This is a genomic window from Mumia zhuanghuii (genome assembly GCF_042681565.1).
Classification (GTDB): Bacteria; Actinomycetota; Actinomycetes; order Propionibacteriales; family Nocardioidaceae; genus Mumia.
Map to the genome: position 1 here is coordinate 2249695 of NZ_JBHUFT010000008.1, position 26487 is coordinate 2276181.

Sequence of the window (26487 nt, forward strand, 5' to 3'; positions counted from 1 at the left end):
ACTGCAAAGGTTTCTTTGCAAAGGTTTCTTTGCAATGCGCTCGCGAGTGCCGGGAGAGCGGCTCGCCGTCAGTCGGCGTCGGCGACGCTCTCTGCGGGAGAGTGCACCGCGGGCTCGAGCGGCAGCGTCTCGCGCTCCGGCAGCGGGGGCGGGGTGCCGCCCCACTCCGGACACAGCGCCTTGTGGTCGCACCAGCCGCACAGCACGCTCTTGCGGGGGCGCCACTCGCCGGTCGTCGCCGCACGCTCGATCGCCGCCCACAGCGCGCGGAGCTTGCGCTCGGTCGCAAGCAGGTCGTGCTCGTCGGGGGAGTAGCGGAGGATCTCCTCGTTGCCGAGATACATCAGCTGGAGCAGCGCCGGGATCGTCCCTGTCGTCCGCCACATGACCAGCGCATAGAACTTCATCTGGAACATCGCCTTGGCCTCGAACACCTCACGAGGTGCACGGCCGGTCTTGTAGTCGACGACGCGCACCTCGCCGGTCGGAGCCACGTCCACCCGGTCGACGTACCCTCTCAGCAGCAGCCCGCCGTCGATGACCGTCTCGACGTACTTCTCACGCTCGGCCGGCTCGAGACGCCGCGGGTCCTCGAGGGTGAAGTAGGAGCTGAGCAGCTCGCCCGCGCTCTCCAGCCATGCGGCGAGTGCCGTCCCGTCGTCGAAGAGACCGGCCACCTCGGGCTCGACCTCGCGCAGACGGTCCCATGCGGGGCCCACGAGCGACCGCGCACGCTCCAGCGTCCGCTCGGCGGCCGGCGCGTCGAACAGGTCCTCGAGGACGGCGTGGACGAGGGTCCCGCGCACCGCCTCGACCGTCGGCTCCTGCGGGAGACGGTCGACGACCCGGAACCGGTAGAGGAGCGGGCACGTCATGAAGTCGGATGCCCGGCTCGGGGACAGCGACCCGACCACGTCGACCCCGTCCACCACCGTGCGCTCGGCCGTCTGTGCCCTCATGCCCGTCAGCCTAGGCGAGCCGACCGACAGTCCGGCTGTGCCACGACCCGATACGGTGGAACACGTGACCGCGTCGTCCACACCCCCCACGCCGAACCGTCCGCCCGGGACCTTCCGCATCGGCGAGATCGGGGGGATCGACGTTCTCGTGCGCTCCTCCTGGCTGCTCGTCGCGGTTCTTATCGCCTTCGTGCTCGCCCCCACGATCGAGGCGATCGCCCCGGGCCTCGGTGCTCTCACGTACGTCGCCGGCCTGGCCTTCGCGGTGCTCCTCTACCTCTCTGTCCTCCTGCACGAGATCTCCCACGCGCTGGTGGCCAAACGGTTCGGCTACGACGTGCGCTCGGTGACCCTCAACTTCCTCGGCGGGGTGACCGAGATCGAGGGGGAGCCCGACACCCCTGGTCGCGAGTTCTGGATCGCCGTCGTCGGCCCACTCACCTCGCTCGCCGTCGGCGCCGCCGCCTGGGGCGCCTCGTTGCTGCTGCCCGACTCCGGCCTGCTGCTGTTCGCGTTCCGTGCGCTTGCACTGGCCAACCTCGTGGTCGGCGTCCTCAACCTTCTGCCGGGGCTGCCGCTCGACGGCGGACGGGTGTTCCGCGCGATCGTCTGGAAGGCGACGGGCAACCCGTACGCGGGCACGGTCGCGGCCGGCTACGGCGGTCGCGCGATCGCGATCCTCGCGCTCGCCTTCCCGTTCCTCGCACGCGAGGTGCTCGGCTGGGACATGACGATCCTCGACTACGTCATCGCCTTCGTGATCGCGATGTTCCTCTGGACGGGCGCGACCCAGGCCATGCTCGCCGCTCGGCTCAAGCGTGGACTCCCGTCACTCACCGCGCGCGGGCTCGCCCGTCGGGCGGTCGACGTCCCCCGCAGCATGCCGGTCGCTCAAGCCATCGAGCAGGCGCGTCAGGCCGGGGCGGGCGCGATCGTGGTGCACGGCCCGACAGGCACGATCGACGGCGTCGTCGACGAGCGCGCCGTCCTCGCCACACCCGAGGCGCGACGCCCGTGGGTCGACGTCGGAGCACTGGCGCGTACGCTCTCCCCGGGCCTCACGCTGCCCGTGGACCTGGCCGGTGAGCCGTTGATCCGCGCGCTGCAGCAGACGCCGTCGAGCGAGTACCTGGTCGTCGACGGCGAGAGCCTGTACGGGGTCCTCGTCACCGGCGACGTCGACCACGCCTTCGCGGCGCGGGTCCGCGACGGGGGCAAGCAACGAGACGCAGGAAGGCACACGCATGGATGAGCGCCTCTCGGGGGTGCACCGCGGTCCGATGGCGGCCGGTGAGTGGGTTCGCCTCACCGATGCCAAGGGTCGTCGCCACAACATCCAGCTCGAGGTGGGCAAGAAGTTCTTCACGAAGTTCGGGGAGATCGCCCACGACGACCTGATCGGGCAGCCGGAGGGGATTGTCGTCACGTCGTCGCTCGGCGGCCAGTACCTCGTGTTCCGGCCGCTGATGCACGAGTACACCACCTCGATGCCCCGCGGCGCGGCGGTGATCTACCCGAAGGACGCGACGCAGATCGTCACGTTCGCGGACATCTTCCCCGGTGCGCGGGTGCTCGAGGCCGGCGCCGGCTCGGGTGCGCTCACGACGTTCCTGCTGCGCGCGGTGGGTGAGGACGGTCTCGTCCTGTCCTTCGAGCAGCGCGAGGACTTCGCCGAGATCGCGACCCGCAACGTCGAGCAGTTCTTCGGTGGCCCCCACCCGGCGTGGCGCCTCACGGTCGGCGAGCTCGGCGAGAGCCTCGCCGAGACCGACCTCGAGGTCGACCGCATGATCCTCGACATGGTCGACCCCTGGGAGTACGTCGCGCTCGCGGGCCGGCTGCTCGCTCCCGGCGGCATCCTGTGCTGCTACGTCGCGACGACGACACAGATGTCGCGCGTCGTCGAGACGATCCGCGCGCACGGCGAGTTCGCCGAGCCTTCTGCCTGGGAGACCATGCAGCGCGGCTGGCACCTGGAGGGTCTGGCGGTGCGTCCGGAGCACTCGATGAACGGGCACACCGCGTTCCTGGTCACCGCCCGTCGGATGGCGCACGGCCAGCGTGCGCTCGCCAAGAAGCGGCGACCCGCCCCGGGCGCGTACGGGCCCGACTACGCCGGACCTCGCCCCGTCGACCTGCCCGAGTGACCTGAATCACATCGTTCGGATCTCTTTCTGATCAACCGCGCGCCGACGCGAGCGGATCGCCACTCCGTGCGGGTAGTGTCGACTCACGAGGAGCCAGCACGCCGCGCCATGGGTCGACCCCGGGCGGTGTCCGGGGCTGACGGTGTCGTGGCCTTCGCGGGAGGTACGACATGAGCGAGTTCGACCACAGCGACCGGCGTCCGCCTGAGACCGAGCAGACCGTGCTCCAGCAGCAGGCGGAGATCGACTACCTCCGCGCGGAGGTCGAGCATCTCCGTCGGCGCCTCGCGACCGGCCGCCTGGACTCGTCGATGGACTCGAGGCTTGCTGAGACCGAGGCTCGGCTCGCTGCGGTGACGGCTCAGAACGCCCGCCTCGGCGACACCCTGCGCGAGGCTCGCGATCAGATCCTCTCCCTCAAGGAGGAGGTCGACCGACTCGCGCAGCCTCCGACGGGCTTCGGCACGTTCATCCAGCACAACGACGACGACACCGTCGACGTGTTCACCGGAGGCCGCAAGTTGCGGGTCAACGTGAGCCCGTCGGTCGAGGTCGAGGACCTCCAGAAGGGCCAGGAGGTCATCCTCAACGAGGCGCTCAACGTCGTCGCCGCTCTCGCGTACGAGCAGGTCGGCGAGGTCGTGATGCTCAAGGAGCTGCTCGCCGACGGCGACCGCGTCCTCGTGATCGGCAACGCCGACGAGGAGCGGATCGCCCGCATCGCCGACTCCCTGAGCGACGAGAAGCTCCGCGCCGGCGACTCGCTGCTGCTCGACTCGCGCGCCGGCTACGTCTACGAGCGCGTGCCGAAGTCCGAGGTCGAGGAGCTGGTCCTGGAGGAGGTGCCCGACATCGACTACTCGAGCATCGGCGGCCTCCAAGGTCAGATCGAGTCGATCCGCGACGCCGTCGAGCTCCCGTACCTCTATCCCGAGCTCTTCATCGAGCACGAGCTGAAGCCGCCCAAGGGCGTGCTCCTGTACGGTCCGCCGGGCTGCGGTAAGACCCTGATCGCCAAGGCGGTCGCGAGCTCGCTCGCCAAGAAGGTCTCGGCGAAGACGGGGGAGGAGGGCCGCTCCTACTTCCTCAACATCAAGGGCCCCGAGCTGCTCAACAAGTACGTCGGCGAGACCGAGCGCCACATCCGACTGGTCTTCCAGCGTGCGCGCGAGAAGGCGTCTGAGGGCACGCCGGTGATCGTCTTCTTCGACGAGATGGACTCGTTGTTCCGCACCCGCGGGTCGGGGGTGTCGTCCGACGTCGAGAACACGATCGTCCCGCAGCTGCTGAGCGAGATCGACGGCGTCGAGGGCCTCGAGAACGTCCTGGTGATCGGCGCCTCCAACCGTGAGGACATGATCGACCCGGCGATCCTGCGACCCGGTCGGCTCGACGTGAAGATCAAGATCGAGCGTCCCGACGCGGAGTCGGCACGCGACATCTTCTCCAAGTACCTCACGGCCAACCTCCCGCTCCACGAGGACGACCTCAAGGAGTTCAGCGGCGACCGGACGGCATGCGTCAACGGCATGATCCAGCGCACCGTCGAGCGGATGTACGCCGAGTCCGAGGAGAACCGCTTCCTCGAGGTGACCTACGCCAACGGTGACAAGGAGATCCTCTACTTCAAGGACTTCAACTCGGGCGCGATGATCCAGAACATCGTCGACCGCGCCAAGAAGATGGCCATCAAGGACTTCCTCGAGCTGCGCCAGCGGGGGCTGCGCGTCCAGCACTTCCTGCAGGCATGCCTCGACGAGTTCAAGGAGAACGAGGATCTCCCGAACACGACCAACCCGGACGACTGGGCGCGGATCTCCGGCAAGAAGGGCGAGCGGATCGTCTTCATCCGTACCCTCATCTCCGGCAAGCAGGGCAGCGAGCCGGGCCGCTCGATCGACACGGTCGCCAACACGGGTCAATATCTCTGAGCGCAGGGGGTGGGCGACGTCGCACAATGTGTCCGTGACGACGCCCACCACTCCTGCACTCGACATCCGCGTCGTGCCCTACGACCACGCGGATGCGACGTTCCTCATCGACGAGGTGCAGGCGCTCTACGCCGAGCGCTACGGCATCCATGACGTCAGCCCGAGCGACCCTGCGGAGTTCCACGCTCCCGGCGGGTTGTTCGCCGTGGCGTACGACGGCTCCGGCCAGCCCGTCGCCACGGGCGGCTGGCGGATGCTCGGGGACTGGCGTGCCGAGGTGCGTCGGATGTACGTCCGTGAGGCCGTACGTGGTCAGGGATACGCGCGGCGCGTCCTCGCCTGGCTCGAGGAGACCGCGCGGGCCGCCGGGGCGACGACGATGGTGCTGGAGACCGGCCAGCCGCAGCCGGAGGCGATCGCGCTCTACCGGTCGGCCGGCTACTCCGAGGTCGCGCCGTTCGGCTACTACGCGGACGATCCTCAGTCGCTCTTCCTCGGCAAGGCCCTCGGCGGCTCATGAACACCGACAGCGTCGTCCACATCGTGGACCCTATGTCCGGTGGTCGGACCTCGACTATCCTCGAACGGGTGTCGGCCACTGCGAACCTCCGCCCTGATGCGACCGCCGAGCTGAGTGAAGCGCTCCGGTCGCGCATCCTCGTGCTCGACGGCGCGATGGGCACCGCGATCCAGCGCGACCGTCCTGACGAGGCCGGCTATCGGGGCGAACGCTTCAAGGACTGGCCCCGCGACGTCCAGGGCAACAACGACTTGCTGTCGCTGACCCAGCCGGCGCTCATCGCCGAGATCCACCGTGAGTACCTCGACGCGGGTGCCGACATCGTCGAGACCAACACCTTCAATGCCACCGCGATCTCGCTGAGCGACTACGGCATGGAGGACCTCTCGTACGAGCTCAACCACGCCTCGGCGCGCCTCGCTCGTGAGGTCGCCGACGAAGTCGCCGCCGCGAGCGGACGGCCCCGCTACGTCGCCGGGGCGCTCGGCCCGACCTCGCGCACGGCCTCCATCTCGCCCGACGTGAACGACCCGGGCGCACGCAACGTCACGTACGACGCGCTCGTGGCCGCCTACGCGACGGCGACCCGCGGTCTGCTCGACGGCGGTGCCGACCTCCTCGTCATCGAGACCATCTTCGACACGCTCAACGCCAAGGCGGCCATCTTCGCCGTCGAGTCGGTGTTCGCCGACCACGGGCGCCGCTGGCCGGTCATCATCTCGGGCACGATCACCGACGCGTCCGGACGCACTCTGTCAGGCCAGGTGACCGAGGCCTTCTGGAACTCGGTCCGCCACGCCCAGCCGCTGCTCATCGGACTCAACTGCGCGCTCGGCGCCAAGGAGATGCGGCCGTACATCGCCGAGATCGCCCGCGTCGCGGACACCTTTGTCAGCTGTTACCCGAACGCTGGCCTCCCCAACGCCTTCGGCGAGTACGACGAGGCGCCCGACGAGACGGCGGCGATCCTCGCCGAGTTCGCCGAGGCCGGCTTCGTGAACCTCGTCGGCGGCTGCTGCGGGACCACACCCGCGCACATCGCGGCGATCGCACGCGAGGTCTCGCACAAGGCGCCACGCGTCCCGCCGGAGACCACCCCGGCGCTGCGGCTGGCGGGTCTGGAGCCGGTGACCGTCGTCGAGGACACGCTCTTCGTCAACGTCGGCGAGCGCACCAACATCACCGGCTCGGCCCGCTTCCGCAACCTCATCAAGGCCGGTGACTACGGCTCTGCCCTCACGGTCGCCCGCCAGCAGGTCGAGAACGGCGCGCAGGTCATCGACGTCAACATGGACGAGGGCATGATCGACGGCGTCGAGGCGATGGTGCGGTTCTTGAACCTCATCGCGTCCGAGCCCGACATCAGCCGCGTCCCGGTGATGGTCGACTCCTCCAAGTGGGAGGTCATCGAGGCCGGGCTCAAGTGCGTGCAGGGCAAGCCGATCGTCAACTCCCTCTCCATGAAGGAGGGCGAGGAGGCGTTCGTCGCGCACGCGCGTCTGTGCCGCCGTTACGGCGCTGCCATCGTGGTGATGGCGTTCGACGAGGACGGCCAGGCCGACAACCTCGAGCGCCGCAAGGAGATCTGCGAGCGGGCCTACAAGCTCCTCGTGGACGAGGTCGGCTTCCCCGCCGAGGACATCATCTTCGACCCGAACGTGTTCGCGGTCGCGACGGGCATCGAGGAGCACGCCGAGTACGGCGTGGACTTCATCGAGGCCACCCGCTGGATCAAGGAGCACCTCCCGTACGCGCTCGTCTCTGGGGGCGTCTCCAACGTGTCGTTCTCGTTCCGCGGCAACAACGCCGTGCGCGAGGCGATTCACGCCGTGTTCCTCTACCACGCGATCAGCGCCGGGATGGACATGGGCATCGTGAACGCGGGGGCGCTGGAGGTCTATGCGGAGGTGCCCGACGTGCTGCGCGAGCGCATCGAGGACGTCGTCCTCAACCGTCGGCCGGATGCGACCGAGCGCCTGCTCGAGATCGCGGGCGACTTCGCGAAGGACGGTGCGGCCAAGGAGGTCGCCAACGAGGAGTGGCGCGCGCTCCCGGTGTCCGAGCGGATCACCCATGCCCTTGTGAAGGGCATCGACGCGTACGCCGAGTCCGACACCGAGCAGCTGCGCCAGGAGATCGCGGCCCGTGGCGGACGTCCGATCGAGGTCATCGAGGGCCCGCTGATGGACGGCATGAACGTCGTCGGTGACCTGTTCGGCGAGGGCAAGATGTTCCTCCCGCAGGTCGTGAAGTCGGCGCGCGTCATGAAGAAGGCGGTCGCGCACCTCATCCCGTACATCGAGGCCGAGAAGCAGCCGGGCGACGCCGAGCGCACCAACGGCAAGGTCGTGATGGCGACCGTGAAGGGCGACGTCCACGACATCGGCAAGAACATCGTCGGCGTCGTCCTGCAGTGCAACAACTACGACGTCGTCGATCTCGGCGTCATGGTGCCCGCCCAGAAGATCCTCGACGCCGCCAAGGCCGAGAACGCCGACGTCATCGGGCTTTCCGGTCTCATCACGCCGTCGCTCGATGAGATGGTGAACCTGGCGAGCGAGATGGAGCGTCAGGGCTTCGAGATCCCGCTGCTCATCGGAGGCGCGACGACCTCACGCGCGCACACGGCGGTCAAGGTCGACCAGAAGTACCACGGTCCCGTCCTCTGGGTGAAGGATGCCTCGCGTTCCGTCCCTGTCGTGGCGGCGCTGCTGTCCGACGCACAACGTCCCGGGTTGCTGGCCGAAACCGACGCCGATTATGCGTCGCTGCGCGAGCGTCACGCCGCACGGCAGACCGGTCGCCCGCTGCTGCGGCTCGAGGAGGCGCGTGCACAGGCGACGCCGATCGAGTGGAGCGGCTACCTCCCGCCGCGCCCGCACATGATCGTCCAGCAGGCGCGCGACCTGTGCTCCGGGCCCGGCTGCGACCACCGTCACGACGGGCGCGTCCAGCTCGTCCGGACGCTGACCGACTATTCGCTGGAGGAGCTGCGCGAGTACATCGACTGGCAGCCCTTCTTCAACGCGTGGGAGATGCGCGGCCGCTTCCCGGACATCCTCCACAACCCGTCGACGGGGGAGGCCGCCCGCAGGCTCTACGAGGACGCGCAGGCGATGCTCGACCAGCTCATCGCGGAGAAATGGATCCGCGCCAACGGCGTGTTCGGGCTGTTCCCTGCAAGCCAGGTCCCCGGCGACGACATCGAGGTCTACACCGACGAGTCGCGGACCGAGGTGCTCACGACGCTGCACCAGCTGCGTCAGCAGGGCGAGGGCCGCAACGGGTCCGCACGCAAGTCCCTCGCCGACTTCGTCGCACCCAAGGAGTCCGGACTGCGCGACTACGTCGGTGCCTTCGCCGTCACGGCGGGCCTGGGCGCCGCGGACAAGATCGCCGAGTTCAAGAAGAACCTCGACGACTACAGCGCGATCCTGCTCGAGTCGCTGGCCGACCGGCTGGCCGAGGCGTTCGCCGAGCGGCTGCACGAGCGCGTTCGCAAGGAGTTCTGGGGCTACGCGCCCGACGAGTCCCTCACGAACGAGGCGCTGATCAAGGAGAGCTACGCCGGCATCCGTCCCGCTCCCGGCTACCCTGCGTGCCCGGAGCACACCGAGAAGCGGGCGATCTGGGAGCTCCTCGACGTCGAGCGCAACACCGGCATCGAGCTGACCGAGAGCATGGCGATGTGGCCCGGTGCTGCCGTCAGCGGGCTGTACTTCTCCCATCCCGACTCGCAGTACTTCGTGCTGGGACGGATCGGCCGCGACCAGGTCGAGGACTACGCCGAGCGCAAGGGCTGGACGGTGGCCGAGGCCGAGAAGTGGCTCTCGCCCAACCTCGGCTACCGCACCGAGGACGACTAACGCACGCCCGGGACGTCATACGTTCCGGGGCTCCGCACCCTCAGAATGTATGACGTCCCGGGGACTGTGCCCTCGCGCGCAGCCACGGGCCCACGAGGGCGCGCGAGTCGGGGACGAGCGGCCAGTCGGGGTCGTCCAACCGCGCGACGACTTCCTCCAGCGCCATCCAGCCGCCCCATGCGACCTCCTCGGGCTGCCAGCGCACCTCGCCGCTCCAGTTGTCCACGAGATAGCCGAACGCCTCGTACGACGTGTGTGCGTCCTCGTACGCGCCGGTGAAGATCGGTACCAGCGGCACGCCGGACACGCCGAGCTCCTCGGCGACCTCGCGTACGGCCCCCTCGTACGGGCCCTCGCCGGCCAGCAGGACGCCACCGGCGCACACGTCGTACATCCCCGGATAGACGTCCTTCGTCGTCGTACGCCGGTGCACGTACACCCGCTCGTCGGGGTCGAGCACGACCACCGCCGTCGCCGCGTGGTGCAGATTGTCCCGCCGCACGAGCGCGCGCGGAGCACTCCCGCAGGGCAGGCCGTCGGTGTCGTACAAGGCCACGATCTCGTCCATGGCGGCCATCATGACAGCGCGTGATCCCAGGCCAGGGGTCCCCGGTGGCTAGGCTGGCGATATGACGGTGCGACGGGTGATGGGATCCGAGGTCGAGTACGGCATCTCGGTGAAGGGGCAGCCCACGGCCAACCAGATGGTGGCGTCGACGCAGGTCGTGAACGCGTACGCCAGCGCTCACGGGCTGACCCGTCGCGCCCGCTGGGACTTCGAGGAGGAGAACCCGCTCCGCGACGCGCGCGGGTTCGACCTCAGCCGCGACCGCGCCGACCCGACCCAGCTCACCGACGAGGACCTCGGGCTCGCCAACGTCATCCTCACCAACGGCGCGCGCCTGTACGTCGACCACGCACACCCTGAGTATTCGACGCCCGAGTGCACGACGCCGCGCGACGTCGTCCTCTGGGAGAAGGCCGGCGAGCTCGTCATGCAGCGCGGCGCCGAGCTCGCGTCGCGGATGCCAGGATCACCCGGGCTGCTGCTCTACAAGAACAACGTCGACAACAAGGGTGCCTCGTACGGGGCCCACGAGAACTACCTGATGCGTCGCGACGTGCCGTTCGGCGCGATCGTCGAGCATCTGACGCCGTTCTTCGTCTCCCGCCAGGTGGTGTGCGGCGCCGGTCGGGTCGGACGGCAGCAGGACGGGTCCGAGAGCGGCTTCCAGATCAGCCAGCGTGCCGACTACTTCGAGGTCGGCGTCGGCCTGGAGACGACGCTCAAGCGGCCCATCATCAACACCCGCGACGAGCCGCACGCCGACCCGTCGAAGTATCGCCGCCTGCACGTCATCATCGGCGATGCCAACCTCTCCGAGATCTCCGCCTACCTCAAGCTCGGCACGACCTCGCTCGTCCTCGCGATGATCGAGGCGGGGTTCCTCGGCAGCGGTCTCGAGCTCGCCCAGCCGATCAACGCCCTCTACGCCATCTCCCACGATCCCTCGCTGCGCACCACCGTCAACCTCGCCGACGGTCGTACGGTCACCGCGCTCGACCTGCAGTGGGCGTACCTCGAGAAGGCGGTCGCGTTCGTCGAACAGGCCGACGACGCCGTCGACCTCGGTGCCGGCCAGACCAAGGACGTGCTCGACCGCTGGGAGTCGGTGCTGACGCGCCTCGGCAGTGACCCGATGGGGCTGCGTGAGGAGCTCGACTGGGTCGCCAAGCTGGCGCTACTGGAGTCCTACCGCGAGCGCGACGGCCTCGACTGGGACCACGCCAAGCTGCACCTCGTGGATCTCCAGTACGCCGACCTGCGCCCGGAGAAGGGCCTCTACCACCGCCTCGTACGGTCGGGGCGCATGAAGCGCCTGCTGTCCGACGCGGAGATCGAACGCGCTGTCACCGAGCCGCCCGAGGACACCCGTGCCTACTTCCGCGGCAGCTGCCTGTCGCGCTACCCCGACGCCGTCGCCGCAGCGTCGTGGGACTCGGTGATCTTCGACCTCCCCGGACGCGACACGCTGCAGCGGATCCCGACCATGGAGCCGCTTCGAGGCACGCGCGAGCACGTCGGGCGCCTGCTGGAGGAGTGCGAGACCGCTCAGGACCTGTTCAACGCGCTCACCCGGCGCTAGACGTTCGTCTCCCGCGAAGTCGCACCCCCCTCGTCACCCCTGCGGTATAGGGTCGAGACCACGGCACGACAGCCGACTCGAGGAGGTTGTGATGGCACGCGACGGCGGACAGCAGCACAAGACCACACGCAAGAGCACCGAGTCCGAAGAGGACGTCGAGGTCGCGCCCGCGGAGGACGTCGCCGAGCGCAAGGAGAAGCTCGACGACGACATCGACTCCATCCTCGACGAGATCGACGACGTGCTCGAGGAGAACGCCGAGGAGTTCGTGCGCAGCTTCGTGCAGAAGGGCGGACAGTGATGCTGCCTGAGGCCTTCCTGACCTCCGGTTCCTCCTCGTTCACCGAGTTTCTCGCGCGGCACCAGCCCGAGCTGCTGCCGTCCGCGCGGCTCGGAGAAGCGACGGTGACCCAGCAGATCACCCACGCGACGACGATCGTTGCCGCGACCTTCCCGGGCGGCGTCGTGATGGCGGGGGACCGGCGCGCGACGATGGGCAACGTCATCGCGCAGCGTGACATCCAGAAGGTCTTCCCTGCAGACGAGTTCTCCGCGGTCGGCATCGCCGGCACCGCGGGCATCGCCGTCGAGATGACGCGCCTGTTCCAGCTCGAGCTCGAGCATTACGAGAAGATCGAGGGCATCCCGCTCTCGACCGATGGCAAGGCCAACCGCCTGGCGACGCTCATCCGTAACAACCTCGCGATGGCGATGCAGGGCCTGGCCGTGGTGCCGCTGTTCGCCGCGTACGACCTCGACGCCGAGGTCGGCCGCATCTTCGTGTTCGACGTGACCGGCAACCGCAACGAGGAACGTTCGTTCCACTCGGTCGGGTCCGGTTCGATGTTCGCGCGCGGAGCCCTCAAGAAGCTCTACCGTCCCGATCTCAGCGAGACCGAGGCGGTGACGGCCTGCATCCAGGCGTTGTACGACGCCGCCGACGACGATTCCGCGACCGGTGGGCCCGACCTCACCCGTCGGATCTTCCCGATGGTCGCCGTCATCACCGCCGACGGCTACCACGCGTATGAGGACGACACGACGGCCGCGATCGCCGACCGGGTCATCGGTGGGCGCATGACACGGCCCGACGGCCCCTCGGCCCCGGTCGAGTAGCCCTCCTGATCCGCACCCGTCGTCGTCCCTGAACCAGAGAGGAATCCCGTGAGCGCAGGGTTCTACGTCTCGCCCGAGCAGCTGATGAAGGACCGCGCGGACTTCGCGCGCAAGGGCATCGCCCGCGGCCGCAGCGTCGTGGTCGTCCAGTACGCCGACGGCGTGCTCTTCGTCGCCGAAAACCAGTCCAACGCGTTGCACAAGATCAGCGAGATCTACGACCGGATCGGGTTCGCCGCCGTCGGACGCTACAACGAGTTCGAGAACCTGCGGATCGCCGGCGTCCGCCTCGCCGACCTGCGTGGCTACTCGTACGACCGCAGCGACGTCACCGGCCGAGGCCTCGCCAACGCGTACGCCCAGACGCTCGGCACGATCTTCTCCTCCGGCGGCGAGAAGCCGTACGAGGTGGAGCTGTTCGTCGCCGAGGTCGGGACGACTCCCGAGCTGGATCAGATCTACCGGCTGACCTACGACGGCTCGGTGGCGGACATCCAGGGCCACGCCGTGATGGGTGGGCAGGCGGAGTCGGCCGAGGGCTATCTCAAGGACCACTACACGGCGGGGCTCGACCTCGACGGTGCGATCGTGCTGGCGGCCAAGGCGCTCGGCCACGAGGACACCGCGCCGCGGACCATCACCGCTGACCAGCTCGAGGTCGCGGTGCTCGACCGTACCCGCAGCCAGCCCCGCAAGTTCAAGCGGATCTCGAACGCGCAGGTCGAAGCCGGGCTCGTCGCAGGCTGACCTCGAGGCGTACGCACCACGTCAGCGACGGCGCCCGTACGCCCGCATGGTCAGCGGCGCGAAGATCGCGATCATCACCGCGGCCGCGATGAACGTCCACACGACCTCGTCGCCGACGGAGTCGCCGGACATGAGACCACGAACGGCGTACACGGCGTGCGAGATGGGGTTGACCTCGACGAACGCCTGCAGCCACTCGGGCATCGTCTTGGGATCGACGAAGACAGGGCTCAGGAACGCCAACGGGAACAGCACCATCATGCTGATGCCCATGACCGACTGCGGGCTGCGCGCAAGCAGCCCGACCCATGTCCAGAGCCAGCTGAACGCGAAGCAGAACACCATCAGCACCACGACGCCCAGCAGGACGCCGATGACGCCGCCGTCCGGCCGGTAGCCGAGGATCAGACCGAGCGTGACGACGAAGAGCGAGGCCAGGGTGTAGCGGACGGCGTCGCCGAGGAGTGCACCGACGAGCGCCGACGGCCGCCAGATCGGCAGCGTACGGATGCGGTCGAAGACGCCCTTCTCGATGTCGGTGTTGAGCGCGACGCCCGTGTACATCGTGATCATGACGACGGTCTGGACCAGGATGCCTGGCAGGAGGAACTGGAGATAGGCGCTCGTCGAACCTGCGATGGCTCCGCCGAACAGGTACGTGAACATCAGCACCGAGATGATCGGGAACAGCGTCACGTCGAAGAGTTGCTCGGGGACGTGCTTGATCCGGAGGATGGCGCGCCAGCCGAACGCCAATGTCGTCGTCACGGCGTTGGCGCGCGGCGGGCGCGGCCCGGAGGCGAGGACCGCGTCGAGCTTCTCGGCGACGATCGGGGTGTCGGTGGTCGTGGTGGTCATGCCACCGCTCCTTCTGTGTCGGCGGCCTCCACGGAGACCTCGGCGTCTTCGGCGGTGTGGCCCGTCAGGGCGAGGAAGACCTCGTCGAGGGTCGGCTGGCCGTAGCTGAAGCCGGCGAGCTCGACGCCGTCGGCAGCCAGCGTCGCGAGCGCCGCCGGCACCTTGGACCGGTCGTCGACGCGACCCGTGACGTCCGCGGGATCGCTGCCGGGGAACACCTCGTCGCCGAACGCACGGGTAAGGATGTCGATCGCACGGGTGCGGTCGGCCGGGTCGTGCAGGTGGACGTGGAGGGCACCGGACCCGACCGACGCCTTGAGCTGGCTGCTCGTGCCCTCGGCGATGATGCGGCCGGTGTCGATGACGGCGATCCGCTCCGCGAGCTGGTCAGCCTCGTCGAGGTACTGGGTGGTGAGCAAGACCGTCGTGCCGCGCGCGGTCAGGGCGCGGACGATGTCCCAGACCTGGTTGCGGCTGCGCGGATCGAGGCCCGTCGTCGGCTCGTCGAGGAACAGCAGCTGGGGCGTGACGACGATGCTCGCCGCGATGTCGAGACGCCGCCGCATGCCACCGGAGTAGCGCTTGACCTGCTTGGTGGCGGCGTCGGTCAGGCCGAACGCCTCGAGGAGGTCGTCGCACCGCCCGCGCGCCTGCTCGCGAGAGAACCCGAGCACGCGTCCGAGGAGCTGGAGGTTCTCGCGGCCGGTGAGGTCCTCGTCGACCGAGGAGTACTGGCCGGTCAGGCTCACCAGGCTTCGTACGGAGTCAGGGTCACGCGCCACGTCGTGCCCGAAGACCTTTGCAGAGCCGCCGTCAGGTTTGAGCAGCGTCGCCAGGATCTGGATCGTCGTGGTCTTGCCCGCGCCGTTGGGTCCAAGGAACCCGTAGACACCGCCCTCAGGCACGCGCAGGTCGATCCCGTCCACCGCGCGCTTGTCTCCGAACGTCTTGACGAGCTCTTGCGTCTCGATCGCGATCCCGCTGTCCATGTCCCTCACCCGGTCGTTGCCTCATCGAACTATTCCTGTTAGGAATACCAACACCCTCGCACAGGGGTACGACACTTCTCGAACGAATAACTCATCGATGCGGCGCTGCGCAGGTCCCAGTGGCCCGCGCACTTCAGGCATAGGGTGGTGACGTGGACCGACGGATCTTCGGGATCGAGAACGAGTACGGCGTGACGTGCACGTTCCGGGGACAGCGACGCCTGTCGCCGGACGAGGTGGCGCGCTATCTGTTCCGCCGGGTCGTGTCCTGGGGGCGCAGCAGCAACGTCTTCCTGCGTAACGGCGCCCGGCTCTATCTGGACGTCGGCAGCCACCCGGAGTACGCCACCCCGGAGTGCGACGACATCGTCGAGCTCGTGACCCACGACAAGGCGGGGGAGCGGGTCCTCGAAGGGCTTCTGCTTGACGCCCAGACGCGGCTGCGCGAGGACGGCATCCTCGGCGACATCTATCTCTTCAAGAACAACACCGACTCCGCCGGCAACTCGTACGGGTGCCACGAGAACTACCTCGTCTCTCGCGACGGCGAGTTCAGCCGGATCGCCGACATCCTGATCCCGTTCCTGGTGTCGCGCCAGATCATCTGCGGCGCAGGCAAGGTCCAGCAGACTCCGCGGGGGGCGATGTTCTCCGTCTCGCAGCGCGCCGAGCACATCTGGGAGGGCGTCTCGTCAGCGACGACGCGCTCGCGCCCGATCATCAACACCCGCGACGAGCCGCACGCGGACGCCGAGCGCTACCGCCGTCTGCACGTCATCGTCGGCGACTCGAACATGAGCGAGACGACGATGCTGCTCAAGGTCGCGACGACGCACCTCGTCCTGCAGATGATCGAGGCCGGCATCCCGATGCGCGACATGACCCTCGACAACCCGATCCGCGCCATCCGTGAGATCTCCCACGACGTGACGGGGCGCCGCAAGGTCGCGCTCGCCAATGGACGCGAGCTCTCCGCGCTGGAGATCCAGTCCGAGTACCTCACCAAGGCGCGCGCCTTCGTCGACCGGTTCGACCCTGACAACGCGGTCTCCGTACGGGCGCTGGAGCTGTGGGAGCGCACGCTCAAGGCCGTCGAGTCCGAGGACCTGTCGCTGGTCGAGCGCGAGATCGACTGGGTCATCAAGTATCGGTTGCTCGACCGCTACCGCGAGAAGAACAACCTCACGTGGAGCCACCCGCGCATCGCGCAGATGGACCTCGCATACCACGACATCCTGCGCGACCGCGGTCTCTACTACCTGCTCGAGCGTCAAGGGGCGGTGGCTCGGGTGACCGACGACCTGGCGATCTTCGAGGCGAAGTCCAAGCCCCCGCAGACCACGCGGGCCCGCCTGCGCGGCGAATTCATCAAGCGTGCACAGGAGCGACGGCGCGATTTCACCGTCGACTGGGTGCATCTCAAGCTCAACGACCAGGCCCAGCGCACCGTCCTTTGCAAGGACCCGTTCCGGTCGCACGACGAGCGCGTCCAGAAGCTCATCGACGGCATGTGAGAGAGCCGTTCAGACTCCTCATGGTTTTCTGAGGTTCGTCGGCTACCGTTGCAGTCGTTGCCCTGACTCCGAGTGATTGGTACCGCCGCGTGCGCCGCCTAGCAGCCCTGATGATCGCCCCGCTCCTCGTCTTCACTGCCGCCGCCTGTGGTGGCGGAGACGACGAATCCGACGCGGGCACCTTCGATGACGTCACCGTGACCGGCAAGGTCGGTGAGGCGCCTGAGGTGAAGGACGCCAAGGGCGTCGAGGTCGACGAGATGACCAGCCGCGTCATCACCGAGGGCGACGGCCCGAAGGTTGCCGAGGGCGACAACGCCACGATGAAGTACGTCATCATCCAGGCCAAGGACGGCAAGGAGATGGGCGGCACGTTCGAGACCGAAGGCGACAGCGCCACCACGCTCGACTCCACCCAGGACACCATCCTTGCCCCCGCGCTCGTCGGCAAGCCCTACGGCACCCGCGTCCTGATCGGTCTCACCGGCAAGGACCTCGGGCAGACCGAGGGCGAGAACGCCGACGACACGCTCCTGGTCGTCGCCGACGTCCTCTCCAAGTGGGAGGCACCCAAGGTGACGGGCACGATCGCCGACGTCAGCGTCTCGGGCAAGGGCGACGCAGAGCCCAAGATCACCCTGAAGAAGACGCCGCTGGTCGTCGCCAAGACCGAGTCGAAGGTCCTCACGCCCGCCAAGGGCAAGAAGGCTGAGACCGTCAAGGCGGGCGACTCGGTCTCCGTCCGCTACGTGGGCGTCAACGGCCGTGACGGCAAGACCTTCGACAGCTCGTACAAGTCCGGCGGCACCGTCGACTTCGAGCTCAAGGAGGGCCAGATGATCCCGGGCTTCATCACCGGCCTCGTCGGCAAGAAGATCGGTGACCGCGTTCTCATCACGATCCCTTACACCGATGCGTACGGTGCAGCCGGTCGTCCGGACGGCGGCATCAACGGCGGCGACACGCTCGTGTTCGTGGTCGATCTCGTGAAGAAGGCCGCACCGGCGGCCACGCCCACGCCGTAACGGCGCGCGCCCGTCCTCCTCGTCGGGTCCGGCACGGTAGTTCTCCGACGATGTAGTTTGTTGGCTGACCTGCTGGTCCGACCCGACGAGGAGTATCCGGTGGCACCACGCACGACCGAGCGGCTGATGAACCTCCTCATCGCGCTCCTGGTGACGCCGACCTCTCTCCCCAAGTCCCGCATCCGTGAGGTCATCGAGCCCTACCGCGGCCAGTCCGACGCCGCGTTCGACCGGATGTTCGAGCGGGACAAAGACGCACTGCGGACCATCGGCATCCGCATCGAGGTGGGGGAGACCGAGTCCTACCACGGCGTCGAGCCGGGCTACCGGATCCGTCGAGAGGACTTCGAGCTCCCGCCGATCGACCTCGAGCCCGCGGAGGCTGCCGTGATCGGCGTCGCCGCACGGGTCTGGCAGAGCGCGCGCCTCGGTGACGCGACCGCCGTCGCCCTCCGCAAGCTCGTCGCCGCAGGCGTCCCCGTCGATCCCGACGCGCTCTCCGGTGTCGAGCCCCGCCTCGCCGCGAGCGAGCCCGCCTTCGAGGCGGTCTGGGACGCGGTCGTCACCCGTACCCCCGTCACCTTCCTGTACGAACGCGCCGATGGCGCACGCGCCCAGCGGGTCGTCGAGCCGTGGCGCGTCGTGTCGTGGCACGGCCGCTGGTATCTCGTCGGCTACGACCGCGACCGCGCCGACCAGCGCCTCTTCCGTCTCAGCAGGGTCGTCGGAGACGTCGAGGCCGCCGGCGCGTCGATGGAGTTCGACGTGCCGGACGACGCGGACGTCCGCGAGATCGCCGCCTCGCTGTTTCCCGCCCCGCCCACGTCCGACGCGGTCGTACGCGTACGCAAGGGCCGTGGCCTCGGGCTGCGGCGCCGCGCCACGACCCAGGAGCCCGGCGACGAGGGCTGGGACGTGATCGAGGTGCCGTACGGCTCGGCCGGCGAGCTGGCCTCCGACATCGCCTCGTACGGGCCCGACGCCGTCGCCGTGTCTCCTCCCGAGCTGCGCACCGAGGTCCGTGACCGCCTCGCCCGCGTCCTGGAGGTGTCGAGCCGGTGAGCCCGTCCGCGAAGCAGATCGAGCGGATGCTCGCACTCGTCCCCTATCTGCGCACGAACGACGGGGTTCCCGTCACCGAGGTCGCCGAGCTGTTCGGGGTCCCCAAGGCTCAGATCGTCAAGGACCTCAACGTGCTGTGGTTCTGCGGACTGCCCGAGGCGGTGTCCGGCGAGATGATCGATGTGGACATGGACGCGCTCAACGCCGACGGTGTCGTCTACATCGACAACGCCGACTTTCTGAAGCGGCCGCTGCGCCTCAACGGCTACGAGGCCGCGTCGCTGATCACGGCGCTGCGCGCCCTCAAGGAGACCGTCGCCGGACGCGATCTGGCGGCGCTGGAGTCCGCGCTCGCCAAGCTGACCGCGGCGACCGGCGACGCCGACCTCGGCGCGGGCGCGGCCGAGGTTCTCGTCGAGGACGCCGAGTCGCAGGTCCACGAGCGGGTCGCTGAGGCGCTGCGCCAGGGACGCCGACTCCACCTCCAGTACCGCGTCGAGTCACGCGACGAGCTGACCGACCGTGACGTCGACCCATTGCGGCTGATCACCGCGGAGGGACGCCTCTACCTCGAGGGTTGGTGCTACCGCGCGCACGACGTGCGGCTCTTCCGCCTGGACCGCGTCGAGCGCATCGAGATCCTTGACGACGCCGTGGCGGAGCACGAGGGGGTCGAGCCCCGCGACTACGCCACCCGACTGTTCCAGCCGCACGACGACGCGTACGAGGCCGTGGTCGCGTTGCACCCCAACGCCTTGTGGGTTCGGGAGTATGTCGACCACACTGAGCTCGGCACCGACGAGGACGGTTGGGTCCGGATCAAGGTCGTCACGGGTGACGAGGCGTGGCTCAAGCGCTTCGTCCTTCGCGCCGGAGGTAATATCCGTGTGGTGGAGCCCACACGTCTCGCCGAGCAGATAGTCAGCGAGACTCGTGCTTCACTTGCGGCGTACGATGCCGAATGAAGGCTCAGCCCGCACTGAGAAACTGAGGTCACTATGTTCAAGCAGATCGGCCCGATGGAGATCGTTCTCATCCTGGCTGTCCTGGTCCTGCTGTTCGGTGCGAAGAAGCTCCCCGAGCTCGCTCGGGGGTCGGGCCGTGCCCTGCGGATCTTCAAGTCGGAGACCAAGGGGCTCATCGACGACGACGAGGACGACAAGACGACTGCCACGACGGTGAAGGCCGTCGAGGAGAAGCCCGCCACGCTGCCGTCCGACGTGGTGCAGCCGACCACGTACGACAAGCACCCCGACACGCCCTGACCTGACCCGTGGCCCTTATCTCGAGGGGGAAGCGGCCGGCGCCGGCCACGTCCCCTGATGGCACGATGCCCTTAGCGGAACACCTGCGCGAGCTGCGTGACCGTCTCCTCAAGGCCGTCCTCGCGATCGTCGCGGGCACGGTGCTCGCGGCGTTCTTCTACGACCAGCTGCTCGAGCTGCTCACGGGACCGTGGGAGCGGGCGATCGAGAACCTCCGCGACAGCGGCCACCCAGTCGACGCCAAGCTGACGTTCCCCGGCATCGCCGAGCCATTCACCTTCGCGATGAAGATCTCGTTGGTCGCCGGGCTGGTCATCTCGAGCCCCGTCTGGCTCTACCAGATCTGGGGCTTCATCGTTCCCGCGCTGCACCGAAGTGAGCGCCGCTGGACGGCACTCTTCTGCGCGATCGCGGGGCCGTTGTTCATCGTCGGCTTCATCACCGGCTACTACGTGCTGCCAAAGGGCATCGAGCTCCTGATCTCGTTCACGCCGGACGGCGTCGCCAACCTGAACTCGCTGTCGGACTACCTCAGCTTCGTGCTGCGGATCCTGCTGGTGTTCGCAGTGGCGTTCGAGATCCCGCTGTTCGTGATCCTGCTCAACGCGATGGGCGCGGTGAGCGCAAAGCAGCTCGCGAGCGCTCGGGCATGGATCATCGTCGGCACCTTCGTCTTCGCCGCGGTGGCGACGCCGTCGACCGATCCGATCACGATGCTGTTCCTTGCGCTCCCGATGACCGTGCTGTTCCTCATCGCCGAGGTGATCGCGCATCTCGTCGACCGTCGACGCGCCAAGCGTGCCGCAGCCGAGGGCCTGGCAGTCTCGGACGACGAGATGTCGGAGATCGTCGTCGAACGCAACCTCGACGACGACAGGCCGAGCGACCTGGACGACGACGAGACGGGTGGCTCGCACCCGGCCCCGTAGGCTGGAGGCATGACCTCACCGGCGGAGCGCTATTCCCAGTTCCGGGCCGCGCAGGCCAATCCTCTCCTCGCCGAGTTCGCCGGACTGTACGACTTCAGCCTCGACGACTTCCAGATCGAGTCGTGCGAGGCGTTGGAGGCGGGGCACGGCGTGCTCGTTGCCGCGCCGACAGGCTCCGGCAAGACCCTCGTCGGTGAGTTCGCCGTCCACCTCGCGCTCGCGACCGGGCGCAAGTGCTTCTACACGACGCCGATCAAGGCGTTGTCCAACCAGAAGTTCCACGATCTCGCGGAGCGCTACGGCGCCGACCGCGTCGGGCTCCTGACCGGGGACAACACGATCAACGGCGAGGCGCCGATCGTCATCATGACGACCGAGGTGCTGCGCAACATGCTGTACGCGGGGTCCCGCACGCTCGCGGGCCTGGGCTACGTGGTGATGGACGAGGTCCACTACCTCGCCGACCGGTTCCGCGGCGCGGTCTGGGAGGAGGTCATCATCCACCTGCCGGAGTCGGTGCAGGTGGTCTCGCTCTCGGCGACCGTCTCCAATGCCGAGGAGTTCGGCGACTGGCTCTCGGAGGTCCGCGGCGACACCGTCACCGTCGTCTCCGAGCGCCGCCCGGTGCCGCTCTATCAGCACGTCCTCGTCGGCAGGCGCCTGTACGACCTGTTCGAGGAGGATCCCGCCGCCGGCGGGCGGGTCAACGGCGAGCTCGAGCGCATCGCTCGCGACGAGTGGCGCATGCGCCAGGTCGGACGCGCGGGTGGCGGCCCAGGCAAGCGCGGCAAGCGCGGGCAGTCGTACGGGGCCCACCGCCATCGCTCGCGCCACTTCACGCCCAACAGGGTCGAGGTCCTCGACCGGCTCGACGCGGCCGGGCTGCTGCCGGCGATCACGTTCATCTTCAGCCGTGCGGGGTGCCAGGCCGCGGTCGAGCAGTGCCTCGCGTCCCACCTGCGGCTGACGACTCCCGCAGAGGAGCGCGAGATCCGGGCGTACGTGGAGGAGGCGACGGCGTCGCTGCCGAGCGCCGACCTCGGCGTCCTCGGCTACCCGGCGTTCGTCGAGGGGCTGGCCCGTGGCGTCGCGGCGCACCACGCGGGGATGCTCCCGACGTTCAAGGAGATCGTCGAGCACCTGTTCAGCGCGGGGCTCGTCAAGGCGGTGTTCGCGACCGAGACGCTGGCCCTCGGGATCAACATGCCGGCGCGCTCGGTCGTCATCGAGAAGCTCACGAAGTGGAACGGCGAGACGCACGCCGAGGTCACCGCAGGGGAGTACACCCAGCTCACCGGCCGGGCCGGACGTCGTGGCATCGACGTCGAAGGACACGGCGTCGTCCTCTGGCAGCCAGGCCTCGACCCGAAGCACGTCGCGGGCCTCGCGTCGACCCGTACGTATCCGCTCCGGTCGTCGTTCCACCCCTCGTACAACATGGCCGTCAACCTCGTCCACCAGGTCGGCCGCGCGACGGCACGCCAGATGCTGGAGCAGTCGTTCGCGCAGTTCCAGGCCGACCGTCAGGTCGTCGGCCTCGCGCGGCAGGTGCACAAGGCCGACGAGGCGCTCGCCGGGTACGCGGAGGCGGCGGCGTGCTCGCAGGGCGACTTCATGGAGTACGCGTCGCTGCGCCGGCGCGTGAAGGATCTCGAGCAGGCCGCGTCCCGCAAGCGTCGCTCTGCGCACGCCGACGACGTCGCGGCCTCGCTCTCACGTCTGCGGCCGGGCGACGTCATCGCCGTGCCCGCAGGTCGCTGGGCCGGCTGGGCGGTCATCCTCGATCCGGGAACCAGCCAGGACCGCAGCGCACCGCGCCCGTTCGTGCTCACCGCCGACCGGCACGCGCGGCGCCTCGGTCTGGTCGACTTCCCGACGCCGATCGAGGCCACGACGCGGATCCGGGTGCCGAAGTCGTTCAACGCCCGCAACCCCCAGCAGCGCCGCGACCTCTCGTCGACGCTGCGATACAAGACCCGTGACCTCGACCTCCCGAACTCGCGCCGGAGCAAGGGCGCGCCGGTCCACGACCCGCAGATCGACGAGCTGCGCACGGAGCTCAAGAACCACCCGTGCCACCAGTGCCCCGACCGCGAGGAGCACGCACGCTGGGCCGAGCGCTGGTTCCGGCTGGAGCGCGACACGAGCAACCAGCGGCGCCGCATCGAGCAGCGCACCAACACCGTCGCCCGCCAGTTCGACCGGGTGTGCGAGGTGCTGGACGAGCTCGGCTACCTCGACGGCGACACCGTCACACCTGACGGTCAGAGGCTGCAGCGGCTCTACTCCGAGCTCGACCTGCTGGCGGGGGAGTGCCTGCGCCGCGGTATGTGGGACGAGCTGGAGCCCGCCGAGCTCGCCGCGGTGCTGAGCGGACTGACGTACGAGTCACGCAATCCCGAGGGCGACGGTCCTCCGCAGTTCCCGCGTGGACGGTCGGCGATCGTGGCCGACGAGATGAGCCGTACGTGGGCCGAGCTGGAGCAGGTCGAGCGCTCGCACCGGCTGTCGTTCCTGCGGCGGCCCGACTTCGGCTTCGCGTGGACGGCGTGGCAGTGGGCCTCGGGCCATGACCTCGACGAGGTGCTGGAGTCCAACGACATCGCCGCAGGCGACTTCGTACGGGCGGTCAAGCAGCTGCTCGACGTGATCGAGCAGGTCGCGGCCGCGGCGACGGACAAGGGGCTGCGGTCGAAGGCACGCGCCGCCGCCGACCTCCTGCGCCGCGGCGTCGTCTCGTACACCTCCGTCTCCGAATAGCCCGCGGGTCACTGGCTGCCGGCGCCGGGTCAGTCTCCGAGGATCTCTTCGATCCGCTGCACCTTCGCGGCGAGCTGACCCGTGTGCCCCGGACGGATATCCGCCTTGAGGACGAGCGACACGCGGGGCGAGACTGCGGCGACCGCTTCGACGGCACGCTTCACGACGTCCATGACGTCGTCCCAATCACCCTCGACGTTGGTGAACATGGCGTTTGTCTCGTGCGGCAATCCGCTTTCGCGGACCACTTCGACGGCGCGCGCGACTGCCTCGGCGACCCCGCCGGTGTCGTCGGCGGTCGAGGGGCTGATGCTGAACGCTGCGATCATCGTCTCAGCGTACGAGGCGTGCCAGATGGTGACCCGGGAGCGTCGGAGAGGGACCCGGGGCGCGCAGAGACCGACCCGGGAGCGTCGGAGAGGGACCCGGGGCGCGCAGAGACCGACCCGGGAGCGTCGGAGAGGGACCCGCGGCGTGAGCGGGGTGTCACCTCCGGCCGTTACCGTGCGGGTATGCCCGGACAGAAGCTGCTGCTGCTCGACTCCGCCTCGCTCTACTTCCGCGCGTTCTTCGGGATGCCGGACAGCCTCAAGGCGCCCGACGGCACGCCCGTCAACGCCGTCCGCGGGATGCTCGACTTCGTGGCGACCCTCGTCGACACCACCCGGCCGGCCGCGATGGCGGCCTGCTGGGACAACGACTGGCGTCCGGCCTGGCGGGTCGAGCTGATCCCGTCGTACAAGGAGCACCGGGTCGAGCAGGTGACCGAGACCGGCCCCGACGTCGAGGAGACGCCCGGCCTGCTCGACGTCCAGGTCCCGGTCATCGCCCGTGCACTGCAGATCCTCGGCATCCCGATCGTGGGTGCTGACGGCTACGAGGCCGACGACGTGATCGGCACGCTCGCCACGACGTGGGACGGTCCGGTCGACATCGTCACCGGCGACCGTGACCTCTTCCAGCTCGTCGACGACGCCCGCGGCGTCCGCGTGCTCTATCCGGCGAAGGGCATGAGCAAGCTCGAGTATGTCGACGCCGGGTGGATCCACGACCGGTACGGCATCGAGCCGACGCAGTACGCCGACTTCGCGGTGCTGCGCGGCGACCCGTCCGACGGCCTGCCGGGGGTGGCGGGGATCGGCGAGAAGACCGCCGCCTCGCTGCTCACCTCGTACGCGGATCTCGACGGCATCCTTGCCGCCGCGGCCGATCGTCATGCCAAGGTCGCACCCCGCGCCCGGACCAACCTGCTCGCCGCGGCCGACTACCTCGCGGTCGCTCCCCGCGTCGTCGAGGTCGCCCGCGACCTCCCGCTCGACGTCGACCTGACCCTCCGTCCGGTCTCGACCGAACAGGTCCGTGAGATGGCCGAGCTCGCCGAGGCGTGGGGCCTCGGCCGGCCTGCCGAACGCGCGGTCGCCGCCCTCACAGCACCCTGACTGCGCCCGCGACGGCGCGGGTAGTGTCGACGTCATGAGCACCGACATCACCCGCCGGCTCGATGCCGCCCGTACGGCCGCCGCTGCGGCCGGCGTCGACGCCCTCCTCGTGACCCCGGGAGCGGACCTCCGCTACCTCACCGGATTCGCGGCGATGCCCCTCGAGCGGCTCACCTGCCTCGTCCTTCCGGTCGAGGGCGATCCGGTGCTCGTGCTGCCCCGCCTGGAGCTGGCGATGGCGCTGGAGGCCGGCGTGGACAGCCACGACATCGTCCTGCACGGATGGGGCGAGACCGAGGACCCATTCGCGGCAGCGGCCGCGCCGCTCGAGGGGGCGCGCCGTGTCGCAGTCGACGATCACATGTGGGCCGAGCGGGTGTTCGCGTTCCGCTCCGCCCTCCCCGGTGCCGAGCAGGTGCTGGCCAGCCCGGTGCTGCGCGGGCTGCGGCTGCGCAAGACGGCCACCGAGGTCGACGCGCTGCGCGAGGCCGGTGCGGCGATCGACCGAGTCCACAGCCGTGTAGGGGAGTGGCTGCGTCCTGGGCGTACCGAGCGCGAGGTCGGCCGCGACCTCGCCGAGGCGATCCTCGCCGAGGGTCACGAGTCGGTCGACTTCGTCATCGTCGGTTCGGGCCCGAACGGCGCGTCGCCGCACGCCGAGGTCAGCGACCGCGTGATCGAGGCCGGTGACCCGGTCGTCATCGATATCGGCGGCACGATGCCGTCGGGCTACTGCTCGGACTCGACCCGCACGTACGTCGCGGGCGGGACGGCACCGGCCGAGCTCGTCGCCTTCTACGAGGTGCTCCAGCGCGCCCAGGAGGCGCAGTGCGCGCACGCACGGCCGGGCGTCACCGCCGGGTCCGTCGACACGGTCGGGCGCGACCTCATCGACGCCGCGGGGTTCGGCAAGGCGTTCCTCCACCGGACAGGGCACGGGATCGGTCTGGAGACGCACGAGGAGCCCTACATCGTGACGGGCAACGACCTCGTCCTCGAGCCGGGGATGGCGTTCTCGATCGAGCCGGGCATCTACCTCGAAGGCAAGTACGGCGCACGCATCGAAGACATCGTGGTCACCACCGACGACGGTCTCGAGCGCCTCAACCTGACGTCTCGCGACCTCGTCGTGATCGACTGAGCATCTCGGTGTCGTCCATCTCTGGAGGTGAGCGGGCCCCTCGGCCGGAGGGCGACGTGTATATCCTGTCCA

23 protein-coding genes are annotated in these 26487 nt (G+C 68.9%); 18 read left to right on the forward strand and 5 right to left on the reverse strand.

All coding sequences use genetic code 11. From position 1 onward, the window contains the following. Positions 1–68: 68 nt before the first annotated feature. Positions 69–959 (reverse strand): RecB family exonuclease, encoded by an 891-nt coding sequence (locus ACFSDF_RS19315; RefSeq protein ID WP_167002795.1) that lies wholly within the window; start codon positions 957–959, stop codon positions 69–71. Between the two features lie 64 nt (positions 960–1023). Between ACFSDF_RS19315 and ACFSDF_RS19320 the strand changes: the two genes are divergently transcribed. The 5 genes from ACFSDF_RS19320 (at position 1024) to metH (ending at position 9423) form a co-directional block, all read left to right on the forward strand. Further along, complete coding sequence (locus tag ACFSDF_RS19320) at positions 1024–2211, forward strand: site-2 protease family protein (RefSeq protein WP_377158755.1); 1188 nt, start codon at positions 1024–1026, stop codon at positions 2209–2211. After that, positions 2204–3106, forward strand: a complete 903-nt coding sequence (locus tag ACFSDF_RS19325; protein WP_167002791.1) for a tRNA (adenine-N1)-methyltransferase — start codon at positions 2204–2206, stop codon at positions 3104–3106. Before ACFSDF_RS19320 ends, ACFSDF_RS19325 begins: the two co-directional genes overlap by 8 nt. Positions 3107–3276: 170 nt before the next feature. After that, positions 3277–5037, forward strand: coding sequence for a proteasome ATPase (gene arc, locus ACFSDF_RS19330; RefSeq protein ID WP_167002789.1), 1761 nt, complete (start codon positions 3277–3279; stop codon positions 5035–5037). Between the two features lie 34 nt (positions 5038–5071). Further along, entirely contained in the window at positions 5072–5557 is a 486-nt protein-coding gene (locus ACFSDF_RS19335; RefSeq protein ID WP_208322329.1) for a GNAT family N-acetyltransferase, read from the forward strand. A 155-nt stretch (positions 5558–5712) separates the two neighbouring features. Further along, positions 5713–9423, forward strand: a complete 3711-nt coding sequence (gene metH / locus ACFSDF_RS19340; protein WP_377159080.1) for a methionine synthase — start codon at positions 5713–5715, stop codon at positions 9421–9423. A gap of 40 nt (positions 9424–9463) precedes the next feature. Here the strand turns inward: metH and ACFSDF_RS19345 are convergent, their stop codons facing one another. Beyond that, positions 9464–9991: an NUDIX hydrolase gene (locus tag ACFSDF_RS19345; RefSeq protein ID WP_377158758.1), complete on the reverse strand. Its 528-nt coding sequence runs from the start codon at positions 9989–9991 to the stop codon at positions 9464–9466. A 61-nt stretch (positions 9992–10052) separates the two neighbouring features. Here ACFSDF_RS19345 and dop point away from each other — a divergent pair, with 61 nt between their 5' ends. The 4 genes from dop to prcA all read left to right on the forward strand — a co-directional run bounded on the left by dop (position 10053) and on the right by prcA (position 13433). Further along, positions 10053–11570 carry a depupylase/deamidase Dop gene (gene dop / locus ACFSDF_RS19350; RefSeq protein WP_167002784.1) on the forward strand — a complete coding sequence of 506 codons (1518 nt, stop codon included), beginning with the start codon at positions 10053–10055 and terminating at the stop codon, positions 11568–11570. A gap of 91 nt (positions 11571–11661) precedes the next feature. Next, entirely contained in the window at positions 11662–11871 is a 210-nt protein-coding gene (locus tag ACFSDF_RS19355; protein WP_208322327.1) for a ubiquitin-like protein Pup, read from the forward strand. After that, on the forward strand, positions 11871–12686 hold the full coding sequence (gene prcB / locus ACFSDF_RS19360) for a proteasome subunit beta (protein WP_167002782.1): 816 nt from the start codon (positions 11871–11873) through the stop codon (positions 12684–12686). Before ACFSDF_RS19355 ends, prcB begins: the two co-directional genes overlap by 1 nt. A gap of 48 nt (positions 12687–12734) precedes the next feature. Then, a complete protein-coding gene (prcA, locus tag ACFSDF_RS19365) occupies positions 12735–13433 on the forward strand; it encodes a proteasome subunit alpha (RefSeq protein WP_377158761.1) in 699 nt (232 codons plus the stop codon). A 21-nt stretch (positions 13434–13454) separates the two neighbouring features. Here the strand turns inward: prcA and ACFSDF_RS19370 are convergent, their stop codons facing one another. Continuing rightward, positions 13455–14291, reverse strand: a complete 837-nt coding sequence (locus tag ACFSDF_RS19370; protein ID WP_167002778.1) for an ABC transporter permease — start codon at positions 14289–14291, stop codon at positions 13455–13457. Beyond that, positions 14288–15280, reverse strand: a complete 993-nt coding sequence (locus ACFSDF_RS19375) for an ATP-binding cassette domain-containing protein (protein WP_377158764.1) — start codon at positions 15278–15280, stop codon at positions 14288–14290. The genes ACFSDF_RS19370 and ACFSDF_RS19375 overlap by 4 nt, the downstream gene beginning before the upstream one ends. Positions 15281–15432: 152 nt before the next feature. Between ACFSDF_RS19375 and pafA the strand changes: the two genes are divergently transcribed. The 7 genes from pafA (at position 15433) to ACFSDF_RS19410 (ending at position 23835) form a co-directional block, all read left to right on the forward strand. Further along, positions 15433–16794: a Pup--protein ligase gene (pafA, locus tag ACFSDF_RS19380; RefSeq protein ID WP_377158766.1), complete on the forward strand. Its 1362-nt coding sequence runs from the start codon at positions 15433–15435 to the stop codon at positions 16792–16794. Between the two features lie 110 nt (positions 16795–16904). Further along, positions 16905–17819 carry an FKBP-type peptidyl-prolyl cis-trans isomerase gene (locus tag ACFSDF_RS19385; protein ID WP_167002774.1) on the forward strand — a complete coding sequence of 305 codons (915 nt, stop codon included), beginning with the start codon at positions 16905–16907 and terminating at the stop codon, positions 17817–17819. A 99-nt stretch (positions 17820–17918) separates the two neighbouring features. Then, the gene (locus tag ACFSDF_RS19390; protein ID WP_167002772.1) at positions 17919–18881 is read left to right on the forward strand and encodes a helix-turn-helix transcriptional regulator; all 963 of its coding nucleotides are present in this window, start codon (positions 17919–17921) and stop codon (positions 18879–18881) included. Next, complete coding sequence (locus ACFSDF_RS19395; RefSeq protein ID WP_167002770.1) at positions 18878–19846, forward strand: helix-turn-helix transcriptional regulator; 969 nt, start codon at positions 18878–18880, stop codon at positions 19844–19846. The genes ACFSDF_RS19390 and ACFSDF_RS19395 overlap by 4 nt, the downstream gene beginning before the upstream one ends. A gap of 33 nt (positions 19847–19879) precedes the next feature. Continuing rightward, positions 19880–20146 carry a Sec-independent protein translocase subunit TatA gene (tatA, locus tag ACFSDF_RS19400; protein ID WP_377158769.1) on the forward strand — a complete coding sequence of 89 codons (267 nt, stop codon included), beginning with the start codon at positions 19880–19882 and terminating at the stop codon, positions 20144–20146. A 65-nt stretch (positions 20147–20211) separates the two neighbouring features. Then, positions 20212–21075: a twin-arginine translocase subunit TatC gene (gene tatC / locus ACFSDF_RS19405; RefSeq protein ID WP_167002766.1), complete on the forward strand. Its 864-nt coding sequence runs from the start codon at positions 20212–20214 to the stop codon at positions 21073–21075. 9 nt (positions 21076–21084) lie between these two features. Continuing rightward, positions 21085–23835, forward strand: a complete 2751-nt coding sequence (locus ACFSDF_RS19410) for a DEAD/DEAH box helicase (protein WP_167002764.1) — start codon at positions 21085–21087, stop codon at positions 23833–23835. Positions 23836–23864: 29 nt separating this feature from the next. Here the strand turns inward: ACFSDF_RS19410 and ACFSDF_RS19415 are convergent, their stop codons facing one another. Continuing rightward, positions 23865–24164 (reverse strand): thiamine-binding protein, encoded by a 300-nt coding sequence (locus ACFSDF_RS19415; RefSeq protein WP_167002762.1) that lies wholly within the window; start codon positions 24162–24164, stop codon positions 23865–23867. 183 nt (positions 24165–24347) lie between these two features. Here ACFSDF_RS19415 and ACFSDF_RS19420 point away from each other — a divergent pair, with 183 nt between their 5' ends. Both ACFSDF_RS19420 and ACFSDF_RS19425 read left to right on the forward strand, forming a co-directional pair. Continuing rightward, the gene (locus tag ACFSDF_RS19420) at positions 24348–25274 is read left to right on the forward strand and encodes a 5'-3' exonuclease (protein WP_377158772.1); all 927 of its coding nucleotides are present in this window, start codon (positions 24348–24350) and stop codon (positions 25272–25274) included. Positions 25275–25308: 34 nt separating this feature from the next. After that, positions 25309–26415 carry a M24 family metallopeptidase gene (locus ACFSDF_RS19425; protein ID WP_377158774.1) on the forward strand — a complete coding sequence of 369 codons (1107 nt, stop codon included), beginning with the start codon at positions 25309–25311 and terminating at the stop codon, positions 26413–26415. Positions 26416–26487: the final 72 nt, after the last annotated feature.